Here is an 18,432-nt window from a genome sequence, read left to right as displayed (position 1 = left end):
GGGTCGGGTGGTTCGAAGCGGCGCTGGCTCGCCTCCTCGACCAACGAGGGTGTGGCGCGCCTCAACCAGCGGGAGTCTGCTCCGCGTCGGTGATCGGAGTGATCCACGACTGGTAGGTCGTGGTGCTCTTGGTGATCGCCAACAGCTCGTCCATGTGCGGTTCGAGACCGGTGACCTTGTCGAGGGGCACACCGATGATCAGCTGGAAGCCGAGGCCCTTCCACGCCTGGACGGCGCGGCCGGCGAACTCGGAGTCGGCCTTCACGAAGCCCTCGTCGAGGAAGACCGGCGCGAACCGGGGCCGCGAGCGCATCTCGTCGCCGAGCCGGAACCGCAGCGCCGAGCCGACGATGAACGCGACCAGCTCCTGGCTCTCGCCGCCGCTCTTCTCCCCCAGCGTGCGGTACGTCGCCCGCAGCTCGCCGGTGTGGTGGTCATAGCGCTCGGCGCTGATCTCCACGTGCCGGCGTACGTCGAGGAGGCGGTCGCGGTCGGTGACCGGATCGCCACCCGGGACCGGCCTGCGCAGCTGGCGCATGAACCGGCTCAGGTCGAGGAACCGCTTCTCGAGGTCGGCCTCGTCCGGCTCGGCCGTCACACCGGAGGAGAGCATGCGGAGGTCCTTCATGAAGACCTGCACGTGGGCGGGTGAGAGCCGCCGCAGTCGGATGCGCAGTCTGTCGCCGGACGCCCCGAACTCCAGCCGCCGCAGGATCGCGTTGATCGGCTCGAGCCGGTCCTCGATCTCCTCGATGGAGGCGGCCATCGCGCCCACGAGCGGCACGAGGTCCTGGCCACTCCACTCGGTGAGGCGGCGGCGCCACTCGGTGCGCCGTTGGGCCAGGCCGGTGCCGCGGATGTCGTCGAGGATGCGGGCGTAGTCGGCGTACGAGTCGGGGGTCGCGGCGAGGTTCGGCGACTCCCACTTGAGCTTGTACATCCGGAAGATCGCACCGAGCTCGTCGTCGACCCGGTTGATCTCGGTCTCGGTCTCCCCCACCGCGTCACGCAGTCGCTCGGCCAACCGCTGCGACGTGACCGGGAAGCGGTCGAGGTCGTCGGGGTCGTCGGGCGTCGCGGCCGCGGCGAAGTCGGCGGCCAACGCCGCGTCCTGCTCCTCGGTGAGCGTCACCGTGCCGTTGCGGTCCATCACATCGAGGCGGTCGTTGACCAGGTCTTCGGAGTCGACCAGCTCGGCATGCTCCGCGGCCAGGCGCTTGTGGCGCTCCTCGAGCACGAACCGCTTCTTGCGGGCCTGCTCCAGTCGGTCGGACAGGTCGTCGATCTGGCCCTGGAGCACGTGCAGCTTGTCGTCGGCGCGGAGGATCTCGGCTCGCCGATGACCGAGCTCGGCAATGCGCTCGTCGCTGCCCGCGACGTCGATGTCGTCGAAGCGCGCCGCGCGGATCGTGTCGTAGGCCGTGCGGACCTGCTCCAGCACGCGGCCCTGGCGGTCGAGCTCGGCCACGTCGGCGTCGAAGGCCTGCAGCTTCTCCTCAAGGGCGGCGAGCTCGGAGTCGATCTCGGAGAGCGCGTCCTCGTTGGAGAAACCGATGATGTTGCGGGTGTCGGCGCGTCCGTGGGCACCGCGACGACCGTTGCGGGTCTGGCCGGCGAGAGTCACCCGGAAGCCGCCACCGGCGAGGCCGTCGGCGGTCTCGACGCACAGGGCGTTGCGCGACGGCTCACCGAGGTGGGCCTGCACCCAGCCGGAGAACGGCGAGTCCTTGAAGAGCAGCTTGCCGGCGACGCGCTCGGGGTCGGCCGGACCGGTGTCGGGCAGGTCGAGCTCGACGCCCTCGAAGGTCAGCCGGCCACGCAGCCGGAGCCCGTCGATGGCCGAGGAGAAGTCCTTGAGCCGGTCGATCGGCACCAGCATGAGGCGGGCGGTGCCGCCGAGGACGGTCTCGACCGCGGTGCGCCACCGCGACTCGTCGGGGGCGACGTCGACCAGCTCGGCCACGAACGGGAGCTCGTCGATGCCGAGCCCGCTGGCCAGGGCCACCTCTTCACGCATCTCATGCATGCGGGACGGCATGCGGCCGGCCCGACTCTGCAGCGAGGCACGCTCCTCGCGCAGCTCGGCCTGCCGCTGCTTGACCGGGAAGAGTCCGTCGCGGGCGATGTCACGCTCACGCTTGAGGCTGGCCGCCTGGTCCTGCCAGCCGGCCAGCCACTCACGGGCCTGCTGCTGCAGGGCGCCGAAGCCGGCATCGGACTCGAGCGCGGTCTCGACGCTGACTGCGTGCGGGTCGGCCACGTCGACCAGCGGCAGCAGGCGCTCCTGCAACACGGCGCGCCGGCCGGCGCGGTCGTCGCGGACCACCTGCTCCTGCTCGATCGACAGGGCGAGGTTCTGGAGCGTGGTTCCACCGGCGGCGCGGTGGGAGTCCTTGGCGTTCTCGAGGTCGGCGACCAGGGCGGCCTCGGCCGACGACGTCTGGGACAGGTCGTCCGCGTTCGTCGTACGCGCGTCGCGGTTGGCGGCGACCGCCGCCTCGAGCAGGCGATGGTGAGTGCGCAGGAGCCACAGTCGCAGCGGGGTGTCGCCGCCGAGGGTGACGCCGTAGGAGTCGAGCTGGGACTGGCGGCGGGTTGCCGCGACCTTGCGCGCGTGCAGCTCGGTGATCGGGCCGAGGAGGTCGAGCTTCTCCTCCTCGGTGCGCATCGCGGAGTACGCCGCGTCGAGGTCGTCGAAGTGCTCGATGGCGCGGTCGGCGGCGGCGTACGTCGCGGGGCGCTCGAGCACCATCTCCTTGTAGAGCTCGTCGACGCTGCGCACCTGGTTGCCGGCCTGGATGCGTGAGAGCAGGCGCAGAGCCTTGGCACCGTCGCCGTTCGCGCCGATGCCGAGGCGGGCGTGCAGCACCGCGGAGAACTCGGCGTAGGTGCGGTGCACGCGAATGCCGGGGAGGAGCTTCTTCAAGGTGTTGGCGTGGAAGCGCTCGGGGACGGCGACCTCGAGGGTGTCGAGGGTGAGCGCCCCCTCGTGGGTGGCCAGCTGCATCTGCACGTCGCTCGACCGGGTGGCGCGACGCGGCACGTAGTAGGTGCGCAGCGCGGTGAACCGGCCGCCCTGGTCGTTGACGAACGTCATCGCGACCGCACCCCAGGTGTCGGCGCCCTTGCCGCGCAGCAGCTTCTCGACCGGTCGGCCGGTCCTGGGGTCGTCGATCACGTCGACGGCGCCACGAAGGTAGGAGAGCAGGTTGCGCTGGCCGACACCGCGGGCGCGCCCGCTGACCGCGTCGTTGGAGGCGCCGTTGAACTTGGTGTCGGAGGGCATCATCAGCGCGGTGTAGGCGTCGAGGATCGTGCTCTTCCCGACGCCGGAGGCCCCGGAGATCATCGTGGTGTCACCGCGCAGCGGCACCGTCGTCAGGCCGCCGAAGCCTCCCCAGTTGACCAGCTGGAGAAGGGCCGCCCGCCACTGGACGGTGTCGTCGGCCGGGGTGTCGACCACCTGTCGGGCGAAGAGCCCGTCGGAGGCCTCGTCGACCTCGTCGCCGCCGAGCTCGTGCTCGTTGATCTGGTCGGTGCTCATGCGTCGCGCTCCTCGTCGGCGTCGGCCCCGTCCTTGTCGGCACGGTCCTTGCCGGCACCGTCTGTGTCAGCACCGTCCTCGTCGAAGAGGTCGGCGGGCTCCTCGGGTTCTGGGGTGGTGTCGTTGGCGGAGCGGAGCGCGGACAGGAGCTCCTGGAGCAGCTCGAGCGGGAGCAGCGGCTCCACCGCCTCGCTGATCTCGAACCGTTCGTCACCGGTGGCACCGATCAGGAGACCGGACTTCACGACGCTCTGGACGGCGTTCTGGGCGCGCTTGGTGTCGCCCGACTCGTCGGTGGCGTGCGCGGGTCGGAAGCTGGCCACGTAGTCGAGGATGTCGTCGCGGTCGACGAAGACCCGGGTGTCGCCACTGGCCAGCCCGGCGCGCAGCCGGTCGCGCACGTGCACCAGCACCAGCGTCTCCTCGCGCGACCAGCCGGTGTCGTGGAGCAGGGTCGGGAACCGGCCGCCGGTCTCGGGGACGGCCTGGCGCTTCCAGGCGACCTCGCGCTCGCGGTCGACCATCAGGTCGAGGAACACGTCGTTGAGGCGTGAGCGGAGCACCCGCTCGTGCTCGACCAGCACCTGCCAGTCACGTGGGTGGGTGCGGGCGCTGATGAACCGCTGCTTGAGCAGCACGACGAGGGCCTGGCGTTGGGAGTGCTCGAGACCGCCTTCGTCGCCCTCGAAGAGCGAGACCGAGTCGTCGTACGCCGGGTCGCGCTCGAGGGCGTCGTCCGGTTCGAGCGCGTCTTCCGGCTCCGGCCGGTTGAGGTCGACGTCGGTGCTCATGCGGGGGTCTCACTCTTCTGCTGGGTGCGGCTCTGCTGGGTGCGGTGTGCGTCGAGGTCAGGGTCGGGCAGCGGCATCCGCGGCACGGCGAAGGTTCGCCGCGACCCGTCGTGGCGGACCGTGGCCCAGGTCTCGACGACGTCGTCGGTGGTCCAGCCGCGGTCGGCGGCCAGGTGGAGCAGTCCGTAGATCTCCACCGGTCGGCGCAACGAGGGCTCGAGCCGGTCGAAGACCTCGCCGAGAGTGGCTGCGGGCAGCAGGTCGGAGAGTGCGTCGTCGAGGCGCTGCCGCAGCGACGGCAGCTGCGGCCCGCCCTGGGCCATCAGCTCGGCCAGCGACGGCGACCTCGCGTCGTCGGGGTCGACCGGCTCGATCGGGTCGGGCAGCCGGTCGTCGGCCGGGTCGTGGAAGCGCTCGCGCAGGTGGTCGATGCCGGCGCGCAACGGCAGCAGTGGCACGTCGTGGGTGGCCCGCGGGCCGGTGGTGGCCATCCAGGTCATCAGCTCGGACTCCACCTGGCGCAGCGTCTGCTCGAGCTCGCGGTCACGGGCGGCGTCGTGGGAGACGATGTATTCCTTGAGCGTCGCGGTCACCCTCGACCGCTGGGTGAGCACCCGGTCGAGCCCGTCGCGGACCAGCTTGACGGTGCCGCGCAGCTCGGCCCGGTCGGACTCGGCGAGGATCCGGTCGGAGATCGGGTGCTCGAGCAGCGCGGTGAGGTCTTCGCGGAGCTGGGCAACCAGGGCGTCGTCGCGGAGCAGCCCGAAGGCGCCCTCGAAGGCCCGGCCCTCGTGGGTTGCAGTCATCAGTGCGTCGGCGCGGGCCAGGTAGTCGTCGATCACGTCGCCGGGTGGACGGTCCTCGGCGCGGAAGGCGGCCAGGATCTCGGCACGGATGCCGGCGAACCGCTCCTCGACCCGGGCGAAGTCGCTCGGCAGCGCGGAGATCAACGACTGGAGCTCGGTGAACCCCTCGAGCATGTAGTCCTCGGTGGCGCTGACCATCTCTGCGCCGTCGACGAGCCGGTCGCGCTCGGCGCTGAGCCTGGCGATCTCCTCGTTGAGCAGGGAGACCCGCGCGGTGCGATCGGGGTTGGCCTCGGCGTTGAACCGCCGGACCGTGCCGAGGATGGTGGCGATGCGATGCTCGCTCAGCGTGGCCCGGTCGCGGGCCAGGCCCTTGACCAGCTCGAGTGCCTGCTGCGCGTGGGAGGTGAGCGTGTAGACCTCGTGACCGCGTTCGTCGAGCGCGCGCACCAGCCACTGACCGCGCATCCACTTCTGGCAGAGGTCGCGTCCGCTCCCCTCGGGCACCAGGGACTCGCCGGTCAGGCGGATCTGGGCGAGGTGCTCCTCGACCTGGGCATGCAGGCGGGCGGTGGGGATCGGCTTGTTGTTGCGTCCGAACGCGGCCCGGAAGATCGTGATCACCACGGGCGCCTGGCGCTGGTGGAGCAGGGTCAGGGTGGGCTGGCTGAACGCCCCCTTGACCCGCGCCAGCTCACCGGCGATCTCGCTCATCCCCACACCTCCAGACTGCGTTCGTCGTACCGACCGGAGCGCAAGCATTCCAGAGGGGTCCGACGGTCCGGCCTCCAGGGAGCGTGGGCCTGTCTCGTGGATGCGTGGAACGGGGTCACTCGACCCCGGGGACGATCCGCACCTCGCGCCGCACGCCACCGTCGAGCGCTGCCAACGCTGCCTGGTACGCCGGACTGTCGTGCGCCTCCACCGCCTGCTCGACCGAGTCGAAGCGGATAATCACCACGCGGCCCTCTCGTGCGTCCTCCCAGGTGTGCGCGGACTGGTCCCGGGCCAGGTACGTGCCGCCGGCCTCGGTCAGGACGGGCCCGGCGATCTCGGCATACGCGGCCATCTTCGCGGGGTCGAGGATCTCGTTGTAGGTGCTGATCCAGTAGGCAGTCATGGATCCATCCTCCTGCACCGCGACACCACCGTCGACGCGGCCCACCCCATTCAGGGCACGACCGAACCATCCAGCTTCCAGGTGTCCCTGAGGAACGAGAGCATCCGCTCTGCGGGCGGAGCCTGCGCGTGGTCGGTGCGCCAGGTCAGGCCGACCGTGCGCCGGGCGAGCGGCGAGCGCAGCGCCAGGCTGATCGTTCCGTTCACGCCGGCGAGCTGCTCGGGCAGGATCGCGACGCCCAGGCCGGCCGCCACCAGCCCCTCGATGGTGGCCAGGTCGGCACTCTCGAAGGAGATCCGCAGCGCCACCCCGTCCTCGGCCATCAGCTGCTGGACCACCGCCCGGTAGCCGAAGCCGACCGGAGTGGTGATGAGCTCGTCGCCGGCCAGGTCCCGGAGCGTGATCCGCTTGCGGTCCCGGAGCCGATGCGTGGGTGGCACGACGGCCACCAACCGCTCGTGCTGCAGCGTCAGCCAGCCGAACGGTCCCGCGGGCTGGATGGTGGTGACCCCCAGCTCGGCCTCGCCCGTGGTCAGGTCGCGCATGATGTCGTGGTGCGGCTCCTGGGCCAGCAGCACCTTGGTCCGCGGCGCGTGGGCGTGGAAGGCGCGCAGCATCTGGGGCACCAACGAGGTGGCCATCGAGTCGAGGAAGGCCAGCCGCACGACACCCGCCTCGGGATCGAGTCGGGTGTCGAGGTCGCTGCGCAGCTGGGCGTGACGGTCGACGATGTCGCGGGCCGCCGCCACCACGAGGTCCCCCGTCGGGTTGAGTTGTACGCCAGCGGGAACGCGTTCGAACAGGCGCGCACCGAGCTCGTCCTCGAGCCGGGTCAATGACCGGGAGAGCGTCGGCTGGCTGACGCCCAGGATCGCAGCGGTGTCCGTGACGTGACCGTGCTCGGCCAGGGTGAGCAGCCATTCGAGGTCTCGGATCAGCACATCCAACATCATACGTGTTGCGTATGGAGTGCTTCCAATTTCGGCATTGTACGTATCACCATTGGAGGCGGATCCTTGTGAAACGTGAGCACCACCCTGACCACTCGTCCCACCTCCGACTCCGGACACGCACCGGGCAGCCCGGGCTACCGCCGAATCATGATCTCGATGTTCGCGGCCGGCAACGCCACCTTCGTCCTGCTCTATGCCACACAGTCGCTCCTGCCGGCCTTCGTCGACGAGTTCGGCGTCTCCCCCACGCGCAGCACGCTCACCGTCTCACTGACCACCGCCTCGCTGGCCGTGGCACTGCTGATCGCCGGCCCGCTCTCCGAGGTGGTCGGACGAACCCGGCTGATCCACCTCTCGATGTGGGCCTCCGTCGTCGTCGGGCTCGCCTGCGCCCTGGCCCCCACCTGGGAGACCCTGCTCGCCCTGCGCATGCTGGCCGGCTTCGCCCTCGCCGGGCTGCCTGCGGTCGCGACGGCGTACCTGCGCGAGGAGCTGCACCGCTCCGCCCAGGCCGGCGCCGTTGGGCTGTACGTCGGAGGCACCGCCCTGGGTGGGATGGCAGGTCGACTCGTCACCGCACCGGTCGCGGACGTGGCCGGCTGGCGGTGGGCACTGGCCAGCGCCGCCTTGTTCGCACTCGTCTGCGCCGTGCTGGTCGCCGTCCTGCTGCCGTCGTCACGCCAGTTCACGCCCGCCACCCGGGGCCGCGGCAACCTGGCCCGGGCCACGCGCGGAGTCCTCGACGACCGTGCACTCCTGGCGCTCTACGCCCTCGCTGCCTGCCTGATCGGCAGCTACGTCTCGGTGTTCAACGCGATCGGCTTCAGGTTCACTGCGGCTCCCTACGGCCTGTCACTGGGTGCGATCAGCCTGATCTACCTGGTCAATCCGCTCGGCTCGGTCAGCTCGATCGTCTCCGGGCGCTTCGCCAACCGGATCGACCGCCGGCGCATCATCCCCATCGGCTGCGCCGTGGCGCTGGCCGGTGTCCTGCTCACCCTGAGCGGATCGTTGCCGGTGATCGTCCTCGGCATCGCCCTGCTGTCAATCGGCTTCTTCAGCATGCACGGCCTGGCCAGTGGCTGGGTGACCGTGCGCGCGCACGCGCTGGGGGCCAGCACCGGCCAGGCCGCGTCGTTCTACCTGTTCTCCTACTACGTGGGGTCCTCCGTGTTCGGCAACCTCGGCAGCACCGCCTGGACGCACGCGGGCTGGACCGGCGTCGTGGCGCTGAGCGGCGGCCTCCTGACCCTGACCGCACTGTTGATCGTGGTGCTGCGCGGCACTCGAGCGCCCGCGGCGCCCTCGGCGCCCGCCTCGCCCGGCTCACCCCGGGCCAACGCCTCGAGCGACGAGCCGACCGCGCTCGTGGCCTAGCTCGGACCGGGAAGCCGATCCCCCGACCTGCGCTCGCGGCCCCACCTGCCGCGGTTGAATGAACGTTTGTTCAAGCTGGACCTTGAACAAACGTTCATTCAACGCGAAACGTTGTGGCGTGTGGGGGCGGGGCTGCTGACGCACCGACGCAGCAGACCTGCGGTTCGTCAGGCGGCGACCAGCTCGTCGTCCTCGCGCCACACCTCACCACGACGCGATGCGGCGTACGCCGACTCGTCGAGGATGCCCTCACGCTTGGCCACCAGCGTCGGCACGAGTGCCTGACCGGCAACGTTGGTCGCCGTACGACCCATGTCGAGGATCGGGTCGATGGCCAGCAGCAGGCCGACCCCCTCGAGCGGGAGGCCGAGCGTCGACAGGGTGAGCGTCAGCATGACGGTCGCTCCGGTGACACCGGCGGTGGCGGCCGAGCCGATCACGGAGACGAACACGATCAGCAGGTAGTCGGTGAGGGCCAGGTCGACGCCGAAGAACTGCGCGACGAAGATCGCCGAGATCGCCGGGTAGATCGAGGCGCAGCCGTCCATCTTGGTGGTCGCGCCGAGCGGCACGGCGAACGAGGCGTACGCCGAGGGCACCCCCAGGTTGCGCTCGGTCACGGACTGGGTGACCGGCATGGTGCCCACCGAGGAGCGCGACACGAAGGCCAGCTGGATCGCCGGCCAGGCGCCGGAGAAGAACTGCCTGATGGAGAGGCCGTTGGCCCGCAGCAGCACCGGGTAGACCACGAACATCACCAGCGCGAGGCCGAGGTAGATCGCACCGGCGAACGTGCCCAGTGAGCCGAGGGCGTCCCAGCCGTACGACGCGACCGCGTTGCCGAGCAGGCCGACCGTGGCGATCGGGGCCAGCAGGATGATCCACCACAGCACCTTCTGCACGATGGACAGGGCCGAGCGCACCACCGTCAGGAACGGGTCGGCAGCCTCGCCCACCTTGAGCGTGGCGATGCCGACCGCGATCGCGACGACGAGGATCTGCAGCACGTTGAAGGACAGCCCGATCGAGCCGTCGCCGTTCGCGCTGGCCTCGAGGCCGAGCACGTTGGCCGGGACCAGGCCGGTGAGGAAGTCCAACCACGAGCCGGTGCTGCCCGGGGCCTCGGCGGCCGCCTTGGAGACGCTGGTGTGGTTGCCGGGCTCGAGCACCAGCCCGAGCACGATGCCGATCGACACCGCGATGAGGGCGGTGATCGCGAACCAGACCAGGGTCTTCCACGCCAGCCTGGCCGCGCCGGTGACCTCACGCAGGTTGGCGATCGAGGCGACGATGGCCAGGAATACCAGCGGCGGGACCACTGCCCGGAGCAGCGTCACGAACGTGCTGCCGACGGTGGTCAGGGTCTCGGTCAGCCAGTTCGGGTCGACCTCGCCGGTCGCCGAGTCGACGCCGTCGGCGCCCATCGAGCGGGCCACCAGGCCCAGGACGACGCCGAGCGCCAGGCCGATCAGGACCTGGACACCGAAGGAGGGAAGCCAGCTGCGCCGCTTCGTGGGGGTTGTGGTTGCTGCGGAGGAACTCATGCGGGAGGGGCCTTTCACTGCAGCCGTACGACGCGCCACCGGGCGCGTCGACAGCGGAGGAGAGTCGGGTGGGAGGGCAGACGGATGCGGGGCCGGACCACGGGGCCAAGTCACGGGGCCAATCACGGGGGCAGGCTCGGCCGGATCGGTCAGCGACAGCTGCAGAGCTGCAGACGCACGAGGTCGACGACGAGGCGACGGGTCAACAGGTCGCCTTCGTCGGTCGGTTCACTTCGCACAGTCGGGCAACCCCGCACCACGGCCCGGCATTCCCGGCGCGTGGTGTGGTGCGGGCCTCACCGGTCACCCACGCCAACACTTAGCCCTTGCGATAAGTGTTGGCGCGGCGTAACTTAGCCTCATGGCTCAGCATGCGACCGTCCTCGATTCGGTGTTCCACGCGCTCTCGGACCCCACCCGACGCGCGGTCCTCAGCCGCCTGGGGGCGGGGCCGGCCAGCATCAGCGACCTGGCCGCCCCGTTCGACATGGCCCTCCCCTCGTTCATGAAGCACATCCGCCACCTCGAGCAGACCGGCTGGATCAGCACCCGCAAGGCGGGGCGGGTGCGCACGTGCACCCTCGAGACCGGGCAGTTCGACCTGGTCGAGGGCTGGCTCGACGAGCAGCGCCGGGTCTGGGAGGGCCGCACCGATCGTCTCGAGCAGTTCGTCACCGGCCGCACAAGCAATCCCCACAAGAACACCGCGCACATCAACAGGAAGGCCGACTCATGACGCACGACCGCCCCGACCTCGACCTCACCGTCACTCGCATCATCGCCGCACCCCGCGACGCCGTCTGGAACGCGTGGACGGATCCGGCGCTCCTCGCACAGTGGTGGGTTCCGGCGCCCAGCTCGTGTCGCGTCGCCGAGCTCGACCTGCGACCCGGTGGCGCCTTCCGCACCGAGATCAGCGAGGACGGCACGACCTACGGCCCGCACGTCACGGGTTGCTTCCTCGAGGTGCAGGACCTCGCGCGCCTCGTCTGGACCGACGCACTGGTCGCCGACTGGCGTCCCGCCCCGGCGTCGTTCGTCACCGCCGTCATCACGATGGCGGACCACCCCGACGGCGGTACGGCGTACGCCGCCACGGCACGACACCGCGACGCCGCCGACCGCGACAGGCACGAGCAGCTCGGCTTCCACGACGGCTGGGGAGCCGTCACCCAGCAGCTGGCCGCGCTCGTCGAGTCCCACACCTGATCTCCTGCACGGAACCGGACCATGAAGGACCGGTCCTGGTGCTCGCGTCCGGGCTGATGAGGTCTGCTCTGCTTGGATTGGCGCATGAGAGCGGTGCTGCAACGCGTGTCGTCGGCCTCGGTCAGCGTGGCCGGCGAGGTCGTCGGCGGGCTCGACCGACCCGGGCTCGTCGTGCTGCTCGGGGTGACCCACGACGACGGGCTGGCCGACGTCGAGTGGCTGGCCCGCAAGGTGCGTGACGTCCGGATCCTGCGCGACGAGCAGTCGGTGGCCGACGCCGGTGCGCCGCTGCTGGTGGTCAGCCAGTTCACGTTGTACGGCGACGCACGCAAGGGCCGCCGTCCCACCTGGTCGGCGGCGGCACCGGGCGCGGTCAGCGAGCCGCTGTATGAGGCGTTCTGCGACGAGCTGCAGCGTCTCGGCTCACCGGTCGCACGCGGTGTGTTCGGCGCCGACATGGCCGTGTCGCTGGTCAACGACGGGCCGGTCACCCTGATCCTCGACTCACCCTGACAGAGGGAGCACCCATGCAGGAAGACCCCCACGGCCGCCTCGACTGGAGGGCCCTCGACTGGAAGGCACTGACCCTCGCCCCGGCGATGGTCTTCGTGCTGTCCGCGTGCTCGCCGGGTGGTACGTCGGACGACGCCGCGCCCGAGACAACGACCGCGCCATCCGGGTCGCCGACCTCCGCGGCCGATGGCTCCGCTGCCACTGCCCAGTCCACCGAGCCCTCCACCCCGAAGGAACCCACGATGACCCGACGTCAGGCCACCGCGCTGCTGGCCCGCGCCACGGCCGACGGAGACCTCGCCACGGTGAAAGAGGCCCTCGCCAACCGCCCGGACCTCGAGTCCCGCAACGACCTCGGCCGCACACCACTGGTGGTCGCGACCAAGGCGAACCGGGTGGCCATCGCCCGGGCACTCCTCGAGGCCGGCGCCGACCCCAACGCCAAGGACGACCTCGAGGACTCCGCGTTCCTCTACGCCGGGGCCGAGGGCCTCGACGAGATCCTCGAGCTCACCCTCGCCCACGGTGCCGACGTGTCGAGCATCAACCGCTACGGCGGCACCGCGCTGATCCCCGCCAGCGAGCACGCGCACGTCGAGACGGTGCGGATCCTGATCGCCGCCGGAGTCCCGGTCAACCACGTGAACAACCTGTCGTGGACGGCACTGCACGAGGCGATCGTGCTCGGCGACGGATCACCGCGACACGTGAAGGTGGTCGAGATGCTCCTGGAGGCCGGCGCCGACCCGGCCATCCCGGACGGCGACGGGGTGCTCCCCCGCCGACTCGCCTCCGACCGGGGTTACCAGGCCATCGTCGACGCCATCGACCGCGCCCGCTGACCCGGCTCCCCCTCGGTTACCGGAGAACATCACGGACATCAGTCCTGGCAGAGGCCGATGAACCCGCCGAGCTCGAGGACCCCGCGCACGCTGGTGGGCATGAACGACGTGAGTGCCTCGGAGCGGACCAGGATGGCCCGCCACTGCGCCCGGGAGAGGGCGACGTTGAGACGGTTGCGACTGAGCAGGAAGCCCATGCCGCGCGGCACGTCGCCGTGGGACGACGCGGTCATCGACAGGATCGCCACCGGCGCCTCCTGGCCCTGGAACTTGTCGACCGTGCCGACCCGCACCGTGGCCAGCCCGGCCTTGTCGAGTGCCTTGCGGATCGTCACCACCTGGGCGTTGTACGGCGCGACGACGAGGAAGTCGCCACCTGCGAGGGGACGAGGAGCCGCGTCGGGTGCGGAGGTCCACGCGGTGCCGAGCAACGCCTCCACCTGCTCCACGACCGCCAGGGCCTCCTCGGGAGACTCCGTGCGGTTGCCGGTGTGGGCGACGGTCACCACCGAGAGACCCGGCTGCACGTCGTCGAGGTGGCGCTGCGACGCGGAAGCTGCGGAGGAGAGTCGGCCGTCGTACGACAGCTCGGAGACCTTCGCGCACAACGCCGGGTGCATGCGCCGGGACTCCTCCAGGAAGTAGCCGTGGGTGGAGGGAATCGTGTCGTGCCCGTCCATCAACCAGCCCAACGCCGACTCGTCGACGGGTTCGGCGTGGGTGCCCTGGCTGACCTGCGGCAGCTGCTGCGGGTCACCGAGCAGCAGGAGCCGCTTGGCGGAGATCGCCGAGGCCAGGGTCGGTCCGAGCGAGAACTGTCCGGCCTCGTCGACGACCAGCAGGTCAAGGCCCTCACGCTCGACGAGGTTGGCGTTCGCGAAGGTCCAGGCCGTGCCGCCGAGCACGCACCCGCTCTCGGCGTGGTCGGCGAGGAACTTCGCCCGCGGGGGCGCACCACCCTTGAGGTCGGTCCAGGTGGGCGACTCCGCGTCGTTGGAGTTCTTGCCGACCAGGGCAGGGTCGAGTCCCGCGGCCACCACGTTGGCCAGCATGTTCTCCGCGACGGCGTGCGACTGCCCCACCACCCCGATCCGCCAGTGGTGGCGCTCCACGAGCTCCTTGATGACTCGCGACCCGTTCCAGGTCTTGCCCGTGCCCGGCGGCCCCTGGATCGCCACGTAGGAGTCCTGCATGCCGAGCAGCGCCTCGACGACGCGCTCCACGACCGAGCCCTCCTGGGGCAGTCCTCCGGCGAGACGCGGCGTACGCCTGGCCAGCAGGTCGAGCGCGGCGCCGCGCGGCAGGGACCCCGCGCCCGCTGCGTCGGTGGCCACGGACTTGATCGCCGCCTCCAGCGCCTGGGTGCCCGGCGGCGGCCCGGGCGTCAACGCCAGCGGCAGCTCGGCGTACGTCTCGTCGGGCTTGCACGACTCGGTGAGCAGGACGACGCGTGGGTCCGTGTCGACGAACGCCAACGTCTCGGTGCGGGCGAAGCCGTAGCGGGCACCCTCGGGCCGGTTGACGCCCACGGGCGTCGGTGCGGCGTAGATGACGTGGGCCTCCTTCGCCTGCTTGCTGCCCGCAGCCCAGTCGCCGATCAGGCGGACGGTGCGGCGGGGCCGGCTCGAGCGTCCCTCGGGCACGGCCCAGTCGCCGACGACCTCGGCGCTCTCGACGACGAAGACGTCGCGGGTGTGCGACCAGTCGTCGACCGGGTGCTGGAGCCGCTCGAAGTGCCCCCACCAGAACTGCTTGCGCTCGCGCCGGTGGTAGTCGATGGCCGTGGCGAGCATGGCGTGGGCCTGCTCCTCGGGGGTGCGCGCAGCCCGGCTGACCGGCCCGGTCTTCGCCATCAGCGCGAGGAACACCGGGTCGTCGTCGGAGGTCTCCTCACCCTTGACGTCGAGTGCCCGCGACACGATCTGGTCGCGAACCCCTGCGTCAACGGCACGAGCGAGCAGCCAGTCGCGCAGCCGCAGCGTCGAGAGGCAGTCGTAGGTGTTGTAGTCCTGTAAGTCGTCGAGCACCGCCTCCGCGCGCAACGGCTGGGTCGCCCGGAGGTCGCGGAACTCGTGGTAGGCGAGGATCGACGCGTCACCAGCTTGCACGCCGTCGGCACTGCGCAGCTCGTCCCCCATGTAGAGCGGCTCAAGCTTCTTGATGCTGTAGGAGGGCGCCGAGACGCGCACGGACCCGCGGACCGTCGCGTAGAGGTCGACGAAGACCTCCGAGCGCAACAGGTCGTCGAGCTCCTTCTCCCTCGTCTGGAAGCGCATCGCGAGCCGCTTGAGCGCCGAGGTCTCGTAGGGCGCGTAGTGGTAGATGTGCATGTCAGGGTGCTCGGCACGACGCTTCGCGACGAGGTCCATGAACTCGAGGAACGCCTGCTTCTCCTCGGCGGAGCTGTGCGCCCACAACGGGACGTACGCCTCCTGGTCGTCCATGAGGCCCCAGAGGTATTCGAGCCCGGTGCGCGACAGGTCGCCCTCGTCGTAGAGCGGGTCGCCCTCGAAGTCGAAGAACAGGTCGCCGATCGACGGGGCCGGCAGCAGCGCCAGCGTCTCCGCGGCATCGTCGGTGAGCACCGACTCGACGGGTGCTCCCTCACCGCCGGAGAGCTGCTTCCACTGGAGTGCGGCCTGGGCGTGCAGCTTGTCGAAGGTGCGCTGCGAGAGTGCCGCGGGTTTCGTGGTCGCGCGGGCGAGATCGGCGATCGAGGTGAGTCCTTCGGTCCGCAGCCTGCGGCGCTGCTCCATGCGCAGGCCGGCCACGAGGATCAGGTCGGACGTCTCTTCGGCGGCATGGATGCACTCCTGGCACCGGCCGCACGCGACGTAGCGGGGGTCGCCCCAGACGACAGACTCTCCCCCGGCCCGGTGCTCACCGAGAAGCGTGCGCAAGCGCTCTCGTCGTTCCTCGAAGACCGGCAGGACGTCGGCCACCGGGAAGTCGACGCGCTCGCCGTTGCCCAGCAACAGGGAGACCGTCGACGACACGGGAAGGTCGAGACGGCGCAGCTGGTCGGCGTACGCCCCGAGCTGGAGGAGCGCACGCGGCTTGGCCTGGCGGGCCAGCTTGGCGTCGCAGACCAGCCAGCCGTCCTCTGCCCGTTCCACGAAGTCGGCGTACCCGAAGAACTCGCCGTCGTGGAAGGCCGCCTGGTGGACCACGGTCGGAGCCGCGCGGAACGCCGCGAGCGTTGCGTCGGCCGCAGCTCCGAGCGCCCTGGCGGTGTAGGGAGCCGCCACGTGCGGCAGCTCGACGAGGCCCCCCGCGCTGCGGCGCTGCTCGAGCAACGCCGACTCATGGCGCTCGCCGAGTCGCGCGATGTGCTCCATCAGCGGGTCCTCGGACTGCTCGATGCGCTCGGCCCGGCCGAGGGTGTGGTCCAGCGTGCGGAGCACCCCGAACTCGCAGGCCGCGGCGGCGGTCAGGTCTGAGGCACTCCAGTGAAGCTGCCCGTCGATCAGGAACATGGTTCCTCCAGTCCTCGCTCGACGACAGCCTGACAGGCACCACCGACAGGGCGGACGACGACGGGCCGGAAGCGTACGTCTGGCCGTGTCGACGGGCTGGCGGCGTCACCCGTCCATCACCTTTTCCGCCAAAGCCGCCCCGGAACGACGCGACAGCCCCTAGGTTGCTCGCAGTCCGCTCGAGAGGAACCCCGTCATGCTCCGATCACTCCGTCTGGTCGCCACCACCACTCTCCTGGTGATGGCGACCCTCGTCTCGCCCTCCGCAGGCCTGGCCGCTCCGGTCGCGCCGGCGCCGGCAACCGTCTCCCCGACGCCGGCGACGGTCGCGGACGACACGATGTACGGCGCGCCCACCGTGGGCCAGTGCTACAACGCCGGGGTGAAGGCGACCTCCGGGCGTTCCCTCAGCCAGACGGTTTCGTGCCGGAGCCAACACACGCTGTGGGTGCTCCGGACCGTCGCCCTCCCGGACAGCATCCCCCTGGACTACAGCAGGAGGTCCATCAACTACCAGTACAAGGTCTGTATGCCTGCGGTGAAGGCCGCACTGGGCGACCGCGGTGCGAAGTTCGGCCTGTCGACGTACGAGCTGTTCAGGTTCCTCCCGACCGCGGCGCAGGAGAGCCGCGGCGCCCGCTGGGTGAGCTGCTCCGTGGGCTCCTGGCAGTCCCCCAGGAAGTGGAGGGTGTCGACCGCCGGCAAGCCCGTCAAGCTGGTCCCCGCGATCCGCAAGTACTACCAACGGTGCCTGACCTACCGCGGCTACGCGATCAACTGTGGTCTCAGCCATGTCTATCGCGCCACGTTCAGCTGGGTCTCCGCCTACCCCTACACGTCGCGGACCGCCACGCGGGAGGCCGAGCGCGTGTGCCCGCGCCGCGTCAGGCCGGGGGTGTGGCGGTGGTCCGTGCGTGCGGTGAACCCGATGATCATCACCTGCTACAGCAAGCAGCAGTAGGGCGCCCGGCGTACGGTCGCTCCCATGACGAGCGAGATGCACGACCGGGACGCGTGGGAGCACCGCTGGGAACAGGTTCTGCGTGACCACCCGGACAAGCTGGCGAGCCGCGCACCCAACCAGCACCTGCTCGACCAGACGGTCGGGCTTCCTCCCGGCCGTGCACTCGACGCCGGGTGCGGCCACGGCGCGGAGGCGCTCTGGCTGGCCACCTCCGGATGGCAGGTCACCGCCGTCGACTTCTCACCGTCCGCGCTCGAGCACGGCCGTTCCACGGCAGAGGCGCTCGGCACCGAGGTGGCCGAGCGCATCGAGTGGGTCGAGGGCGACCTCGGCACCTGGGCACCTGCCGCGGGGGCGTTCGACCTGGTCAACTGTCTCTACGTCCACGTTGCCGGGTCGGTGGCCGAGTTCGTGACCCGGCTGGCCGCTGGCGTCGCCCCCGGAGGAACGCTGGTCCTGGTCGGGCACCGGCCCGTCGACCCCGCCACCGGCCAGCCCACACCGGCCGCCGGTCAGGTGCAGGTGTCGGTCAAGGACGCGACCGATGTGCTCCCGGCGGACGAGTGGGACCTGGTGGTCGCAAGGGAGCAGCCGCGTTCGATCGCGGGCTCCGGTGTCGACGCGGTGGTCCGGGCGGTACGACACAGCTGAGCTGCTGTTGATCTTCGTCGTACGGCGGGGCAGGGTGAAGGCGAGACCGGTCGTCACCGAGGAGGAACGCATGTCTCCCTTCGAACCACCGCCCGCAGCCGTGCGCTGGCTCAAGAAGCTCGAGGACTCAGCCGCCCTCGACGGCCCCGTGCAGGCCCTGGAGCCGCACGTCAGGACGATCTTCGGGTCCGGAACCCGTGGCGCCGTGCTGCGTGGTGACTGGCTGGGGCATGCGGTCCATCCGGCGCTCACCGACGTGGTGCTGGGGTCCTGGACCTCGGCGACCGTGCTCGACCTGCTGGGTCGCGGCCGGTGGGCCGAGCCGGCACAGGCCCTCGTCGGCACCGGCCTCGTGGTCGTCGGACCCACCGCGTGGACCGGGTGGGCGGAGTGGTCCGAGGCCGGCCCGCGCGAGAAACGGGTGGGCGTCGTGCACGCGGTCGGCAACGGCGTGGCGATCGGCCTCTATGCCGCGTCCTGGCTGGCCCGTCGCCGGGGCGCGCACGGCACCGGCGCCCGGCTGGCCCTGCTGGGTGCGACTGTCGCCGGCGGTGCCGGGTTCCTGGGCGGCCACCTCGCCGTCGCGCGCAAGGTGGGCACCCGCGACCCGGCGTACGACGCCTGACCGGAGGCCCTCTCCCT

At 70.8% G+C, this 18,432-nt stretch carries 15 protein-coding genes; 8 read left to right on the top strand and 7 right to left on the bottom strand.

Features of this window, described 5'->3' with window-relative positions; translation table 11 throughout:
* Positions 1 to 61: 61 nt before the first annotated feature.
* The 5 genes from ASD30_RS08950 to ASD30_RS08930 form a co-directional block, all read right to left on the bottom strand.
* Positions 62 to 3,544, bottom strand: a complete 3,483-nt coding sequence (locus ASD30_RS08950; RefSeq protein ID WP_056680261.1) for an ATP-binding protein — start codon at positions 3,542 to 3,544, stop codon at positions 62 to 64.
* Positions 3,541 to 4,335: a DUF4194 domain-containing protein gene (locus tag ASD30_RS08945; protein ID WP_056680258.1), complete on the bottom strand. Its 795-nt coding sequence runs from the start codon at positions 4,333 to 4,335 to the stop codon at positions 3,541 to 3,543. The genes ASD30_RS08950 and ASD30_RS08945 overlap by 4 nt, the downstream gene beginning before the upstream one ends.
* Positions 4,332 to 5,855, bottom strand: coding sequence for a DUF3375 domain-containing protein (locus ASD30_RS08940; protein ID WP_056680255.1), 1,524 nt, complete (start codon positions 5,853 to 5,855; stop codon positions 4,332 to 4,334). The genes ASD30_RS08945 and ASD30_RS08940 overlap by 4 nt, the downstream gene beginning before the upstream one ends.
* Before the next feature lie 115 nt (positions 5,856 to 5,970).
* Positions 5,971 to 6,261: a DUF1330 domain-containing protein gene (locus ASD30_RS08935; RefSeq protein ID WP_056680505.1), complete on the bottom strand. Its 291-nt coding sequence runs from the start codon at positions 6,259 to 6,261 to the stop codon at positions 5,971 to 5,973.
* Positions 6,262 to 6,311: 50 nt separating this feature from the next.
* Positions 6,312 to 7,202 (bottom strand): LysR family transcriptional regulator, encoded by an 891-nt coding sequence (locus ASD30_RS08930; RefSeq protein ID WP_200951120.1) that lies wholly within the window; start codon positions 7,200 to 7,202, stop codon positions 6,312 to 6,314.
* Positions 7,203 to 7,286: 84 nt separating this feature from the next.
* Between ASD30_RS08930 and ASD30_RS08925 the strand changes: the two genes are divergently transcribed.
* The gene (locus ASD30_RS08925; RefSeq protein WP_235532544.1) at positions 7,287 to 8,591 is read left to right on the top strand and encodes an MFS transporter; all 1,305 of its coding nucleotides are present in this window, start codon (positions 7,287 to 7,289) and stop codon (positions 8,589 to 8,591) included.
* 167 nt (positions 8,592 to 8,758) lie between these two features.
* Here the strand turns inward: ASD30_RS08925 and ASD30_RS08920 are convergent, their stop codons facing one another.
* Positions 8,759 to 10,135 (bottom strand): dicarboxylate/amino acid:cation symporter, encoded by a 1,377-nt coding sequence (locus ASD30_RS08920; protein WP_056680250.1) that lies wholly within the window; start codon positions 10,133 to 10,135, stop codon positions 8,759 to 8,761.
* 361 nt (positions 10,136 to 10,496) lie between these two features.
* Between ASD30_RS08920 and ASD30_RS08915 the strand changes: the two genes are divergently transcribed.
* The 4 genes from ASD30_RS08915 to ASD30_RS08900 all read left to right on the top strand — a co-directional run bounded on the left by ASD30_RS08915 (position 10,497) and on the right by ASD30_RS08900 (position 12,699).
* On the top strand, positions 10,497 to 10,871 hold the full coding sequence (locus ASD30_RS08915; protein ID WP_056680247.1) for an ArsR/SmtB family transcription factor: 375 nt from the start codon (positions 10,497 to 10,499) through the stop codon (positions 10,869 to 10,871).
* Positions 10,868 to 11,344: an SRPBCC family protein gene (locus tag ASD30_RS08910; protein WP_056680244.1), complete on the top strand. Its 477-nt coding sequence runs from the start codon at positions 10,868 to 10,870 to the stop codon at positions 11,342 to 11,344. The genes ASD30_RS08915 and ASD30_RS08910 overlap by 4 nt, the downstream gene beginning before the upstream one ends.
* An 84-nt stretch (positions 11,345 to 11,428) precedes the next feature.
* The gene (gene dtd / locus ASD30_RS08905) at positions 11,429 to 11,857 is read left to right on the top strand and encodes a D-aminoacyl-tRNA deacylase (RefSeq protein WP_056680241.1); all 429 of its coding nucleotides are present in this window, start codon (positions 11,429 to 11,431) and stop codon (positions 11,855 to 11,857) included.
* 14 nt (positions 11,858 to 11,871) lie between these two features.
* Positions 11,872 to 12,699 (top strand): ankyrin repeat domain-containing protein, encoded by an 828-nt coding sequence (locus tag ASD30_RS08900; protein WP_200951119.1) that lies wholly within the window; start codon positions 11,872 to 11,874, stop codon positions 12,697 to 12,699.
* Positions 12,700 to 12,737: 38 nt separating this feature from the next.
* On the opposite strand, the gene ASD30_RS08895 is transcribed toward ASD30_RS08900, so the two are convergent.
* Positions 12,738 to 16,175 (bottom strand): TM0106 family RecB-like putative nuclease, encoded by a 3,438-nt coding sequence (locus ASD30_RS08895; RefSeq protein WP_056680238.1) that lies wholly within the window; start codon positions 16,173 to 16,175, stop codon positions 12,738 to 12,740.
* Positions 16,176 to 16,371: 196 nt separating this feature from the next.
* Between ASD30_RS08895 and ASD30_RS08890 the strand changes: the two genes are divergently transcribed.
* From ASD30_RS08890 to ASD30_RS08880, 3 genes are all read left to right on the top strand, one after another.
* Positions 16,372 to 17,136, top strand: a complete 765-nt coding sequence (locus ASD30_RS08890) for a septum formation family protein (protein WP_056680235.1) — start codon at positions 16,372 to 16,374, stop codon at positions 17,134 to 17,136.
* A 24-nt stretch (positions 17,137 to 17,160) separates the two neighbouring features.
* Positions 17,161 to 17,790 (top strand): class I SAM-dependent methyltransferase, encoded by a 630-nt coding sequence (locus ASD30_RS08885; protein ID WP_082563705.1) that lies wholly within the window; start codon positions 17,161 to 17,163, stop codon positions 17,788 to 17,790.
* 70 nt (positions 17,791 to 17,860) lie between these two features.
* The gene (locus tag ASD30_RS08880) at positions 17,861 to 18,415 is read left to right on the top strand and encodes a DUF2231 domain-containing protein (protein ID WP_056680496.1); all 555 of its coding nucleotides are present in this window, start codon (positions 17,861 to 17,863) and stop codon (positions 18,413 to 18,415) included.
* The last annotated feature ends 17 nt before the right edge of the window (positions 18,416 to 18,432 follow it).

Origin of the sequence: Nocardioides sp. Root140 (assembly GCF_001426745.1) — a bacterium.
Lineage (GTDB): Bacteria > Actinomycetota > Actinomycetes > Propionibacteriales > Nocardioidaceae > Nocardioides.
Note: the sequence above shows the minus strand (reverse complement) of the source record. Positions and strands in the feature narration are given on the sequence as shown.

Excerpts from the sequence above, each read along its gene's own strand:
- ASD30_RS08950 (WP_056680261.1), bottom strand. The coding sequence starts at position 3,544 with ATGAGCACCGACCAGATCAACGAGCACGAGCTCGGCGGCGACGAGGTC.
- ASD30_RS08945 (WP_056680258.1), bottom strand. The coding sequence starts at position 4,335 with ATGAGCACCGACGTCGACCTCAACCGGCCGGAGCCGGAAGACGCGCTC.
- ASD30_RS08940 (WP_056680255.1), bottom strand. The coding sequence starts at position 5,855 with ATGAGCGAGATCGCCGGTGAGCTGGCGCGGGTCAAGGGGGCGTTCAGC.
- ASD30_RS08935 (WP_056680505.1), bottom strand. The coding sequence starts at position 6,261 with ATGACTGCCTACTGGATCAGCACCTACAACGAGATCCTCGACCCCGCG.
- ASD30_RS08920 (WP_056680250.1), bottom strand. The coding sequence starts at position 10,135 with ATGAGTTCCTCCGCAGCAACCACAACCCCCACGAAGCGGCGCAGCTGG.
- ASD30_RS08915 (WP_056680247.1), top strand. The coding sequence starts at position 10,497 with ATGGCTCAGCATGCGACCGTCCTCGATTCGGTGTTCCACGCGCTCTCG.
- ASD30_RS08910 (WP_056680244.1), top strand. The coding sequence starts at position 10,868 with ATGACGCACGACCGCCCCGACCTCGACCTCACCGTCACTCGCATCATC.
- dtd (WP_056680241.1), top strand. The coding sequence starts at position 11,429 with ATGAGAGCGGTGCTGCAACGCGTGTCGTCGGCCTCGGTCAGCGTGGCC.
- ASD30_RS08900 (WP_200951119.1), top strand. The coding sequence starts at position 11,872 with ATGCAGGAAGACCCCCACGGCCGCCTCGACTGGAGGGCCCTCGACTGG.
- ASD30_RS08895 (WP_056680238.1), bottom strand. The coding sequence starts at position 16,175 with ATGTTCCTGATCGACGGGCAGCTTCACTGGAGTGCCTCAGACCTGACC.
- ASD30_RS08890 (WP_056680235.1), top strand. The coding sequence starts at position 16,372 with ATGCTCCGATCACTCCGTCTGGTCGCCACCACCACTCTCCTGGTGATG.
- ASD30_RS08885 (WP_082563705.1), top strand. The coding sequence starts at position 17,161 with ATGACGAGCGAGATGCACGACCGGGACGCGTGGGAGCACCGCTGGGAA.
- ASD30_RS08880 (WP_056680496.1), top strand. The coding sequence starts at position 17,861 with ATGTCTCCCTTCGAACCACCGCCCGCAGCCGTGCGCTGGCTCAAGAAG.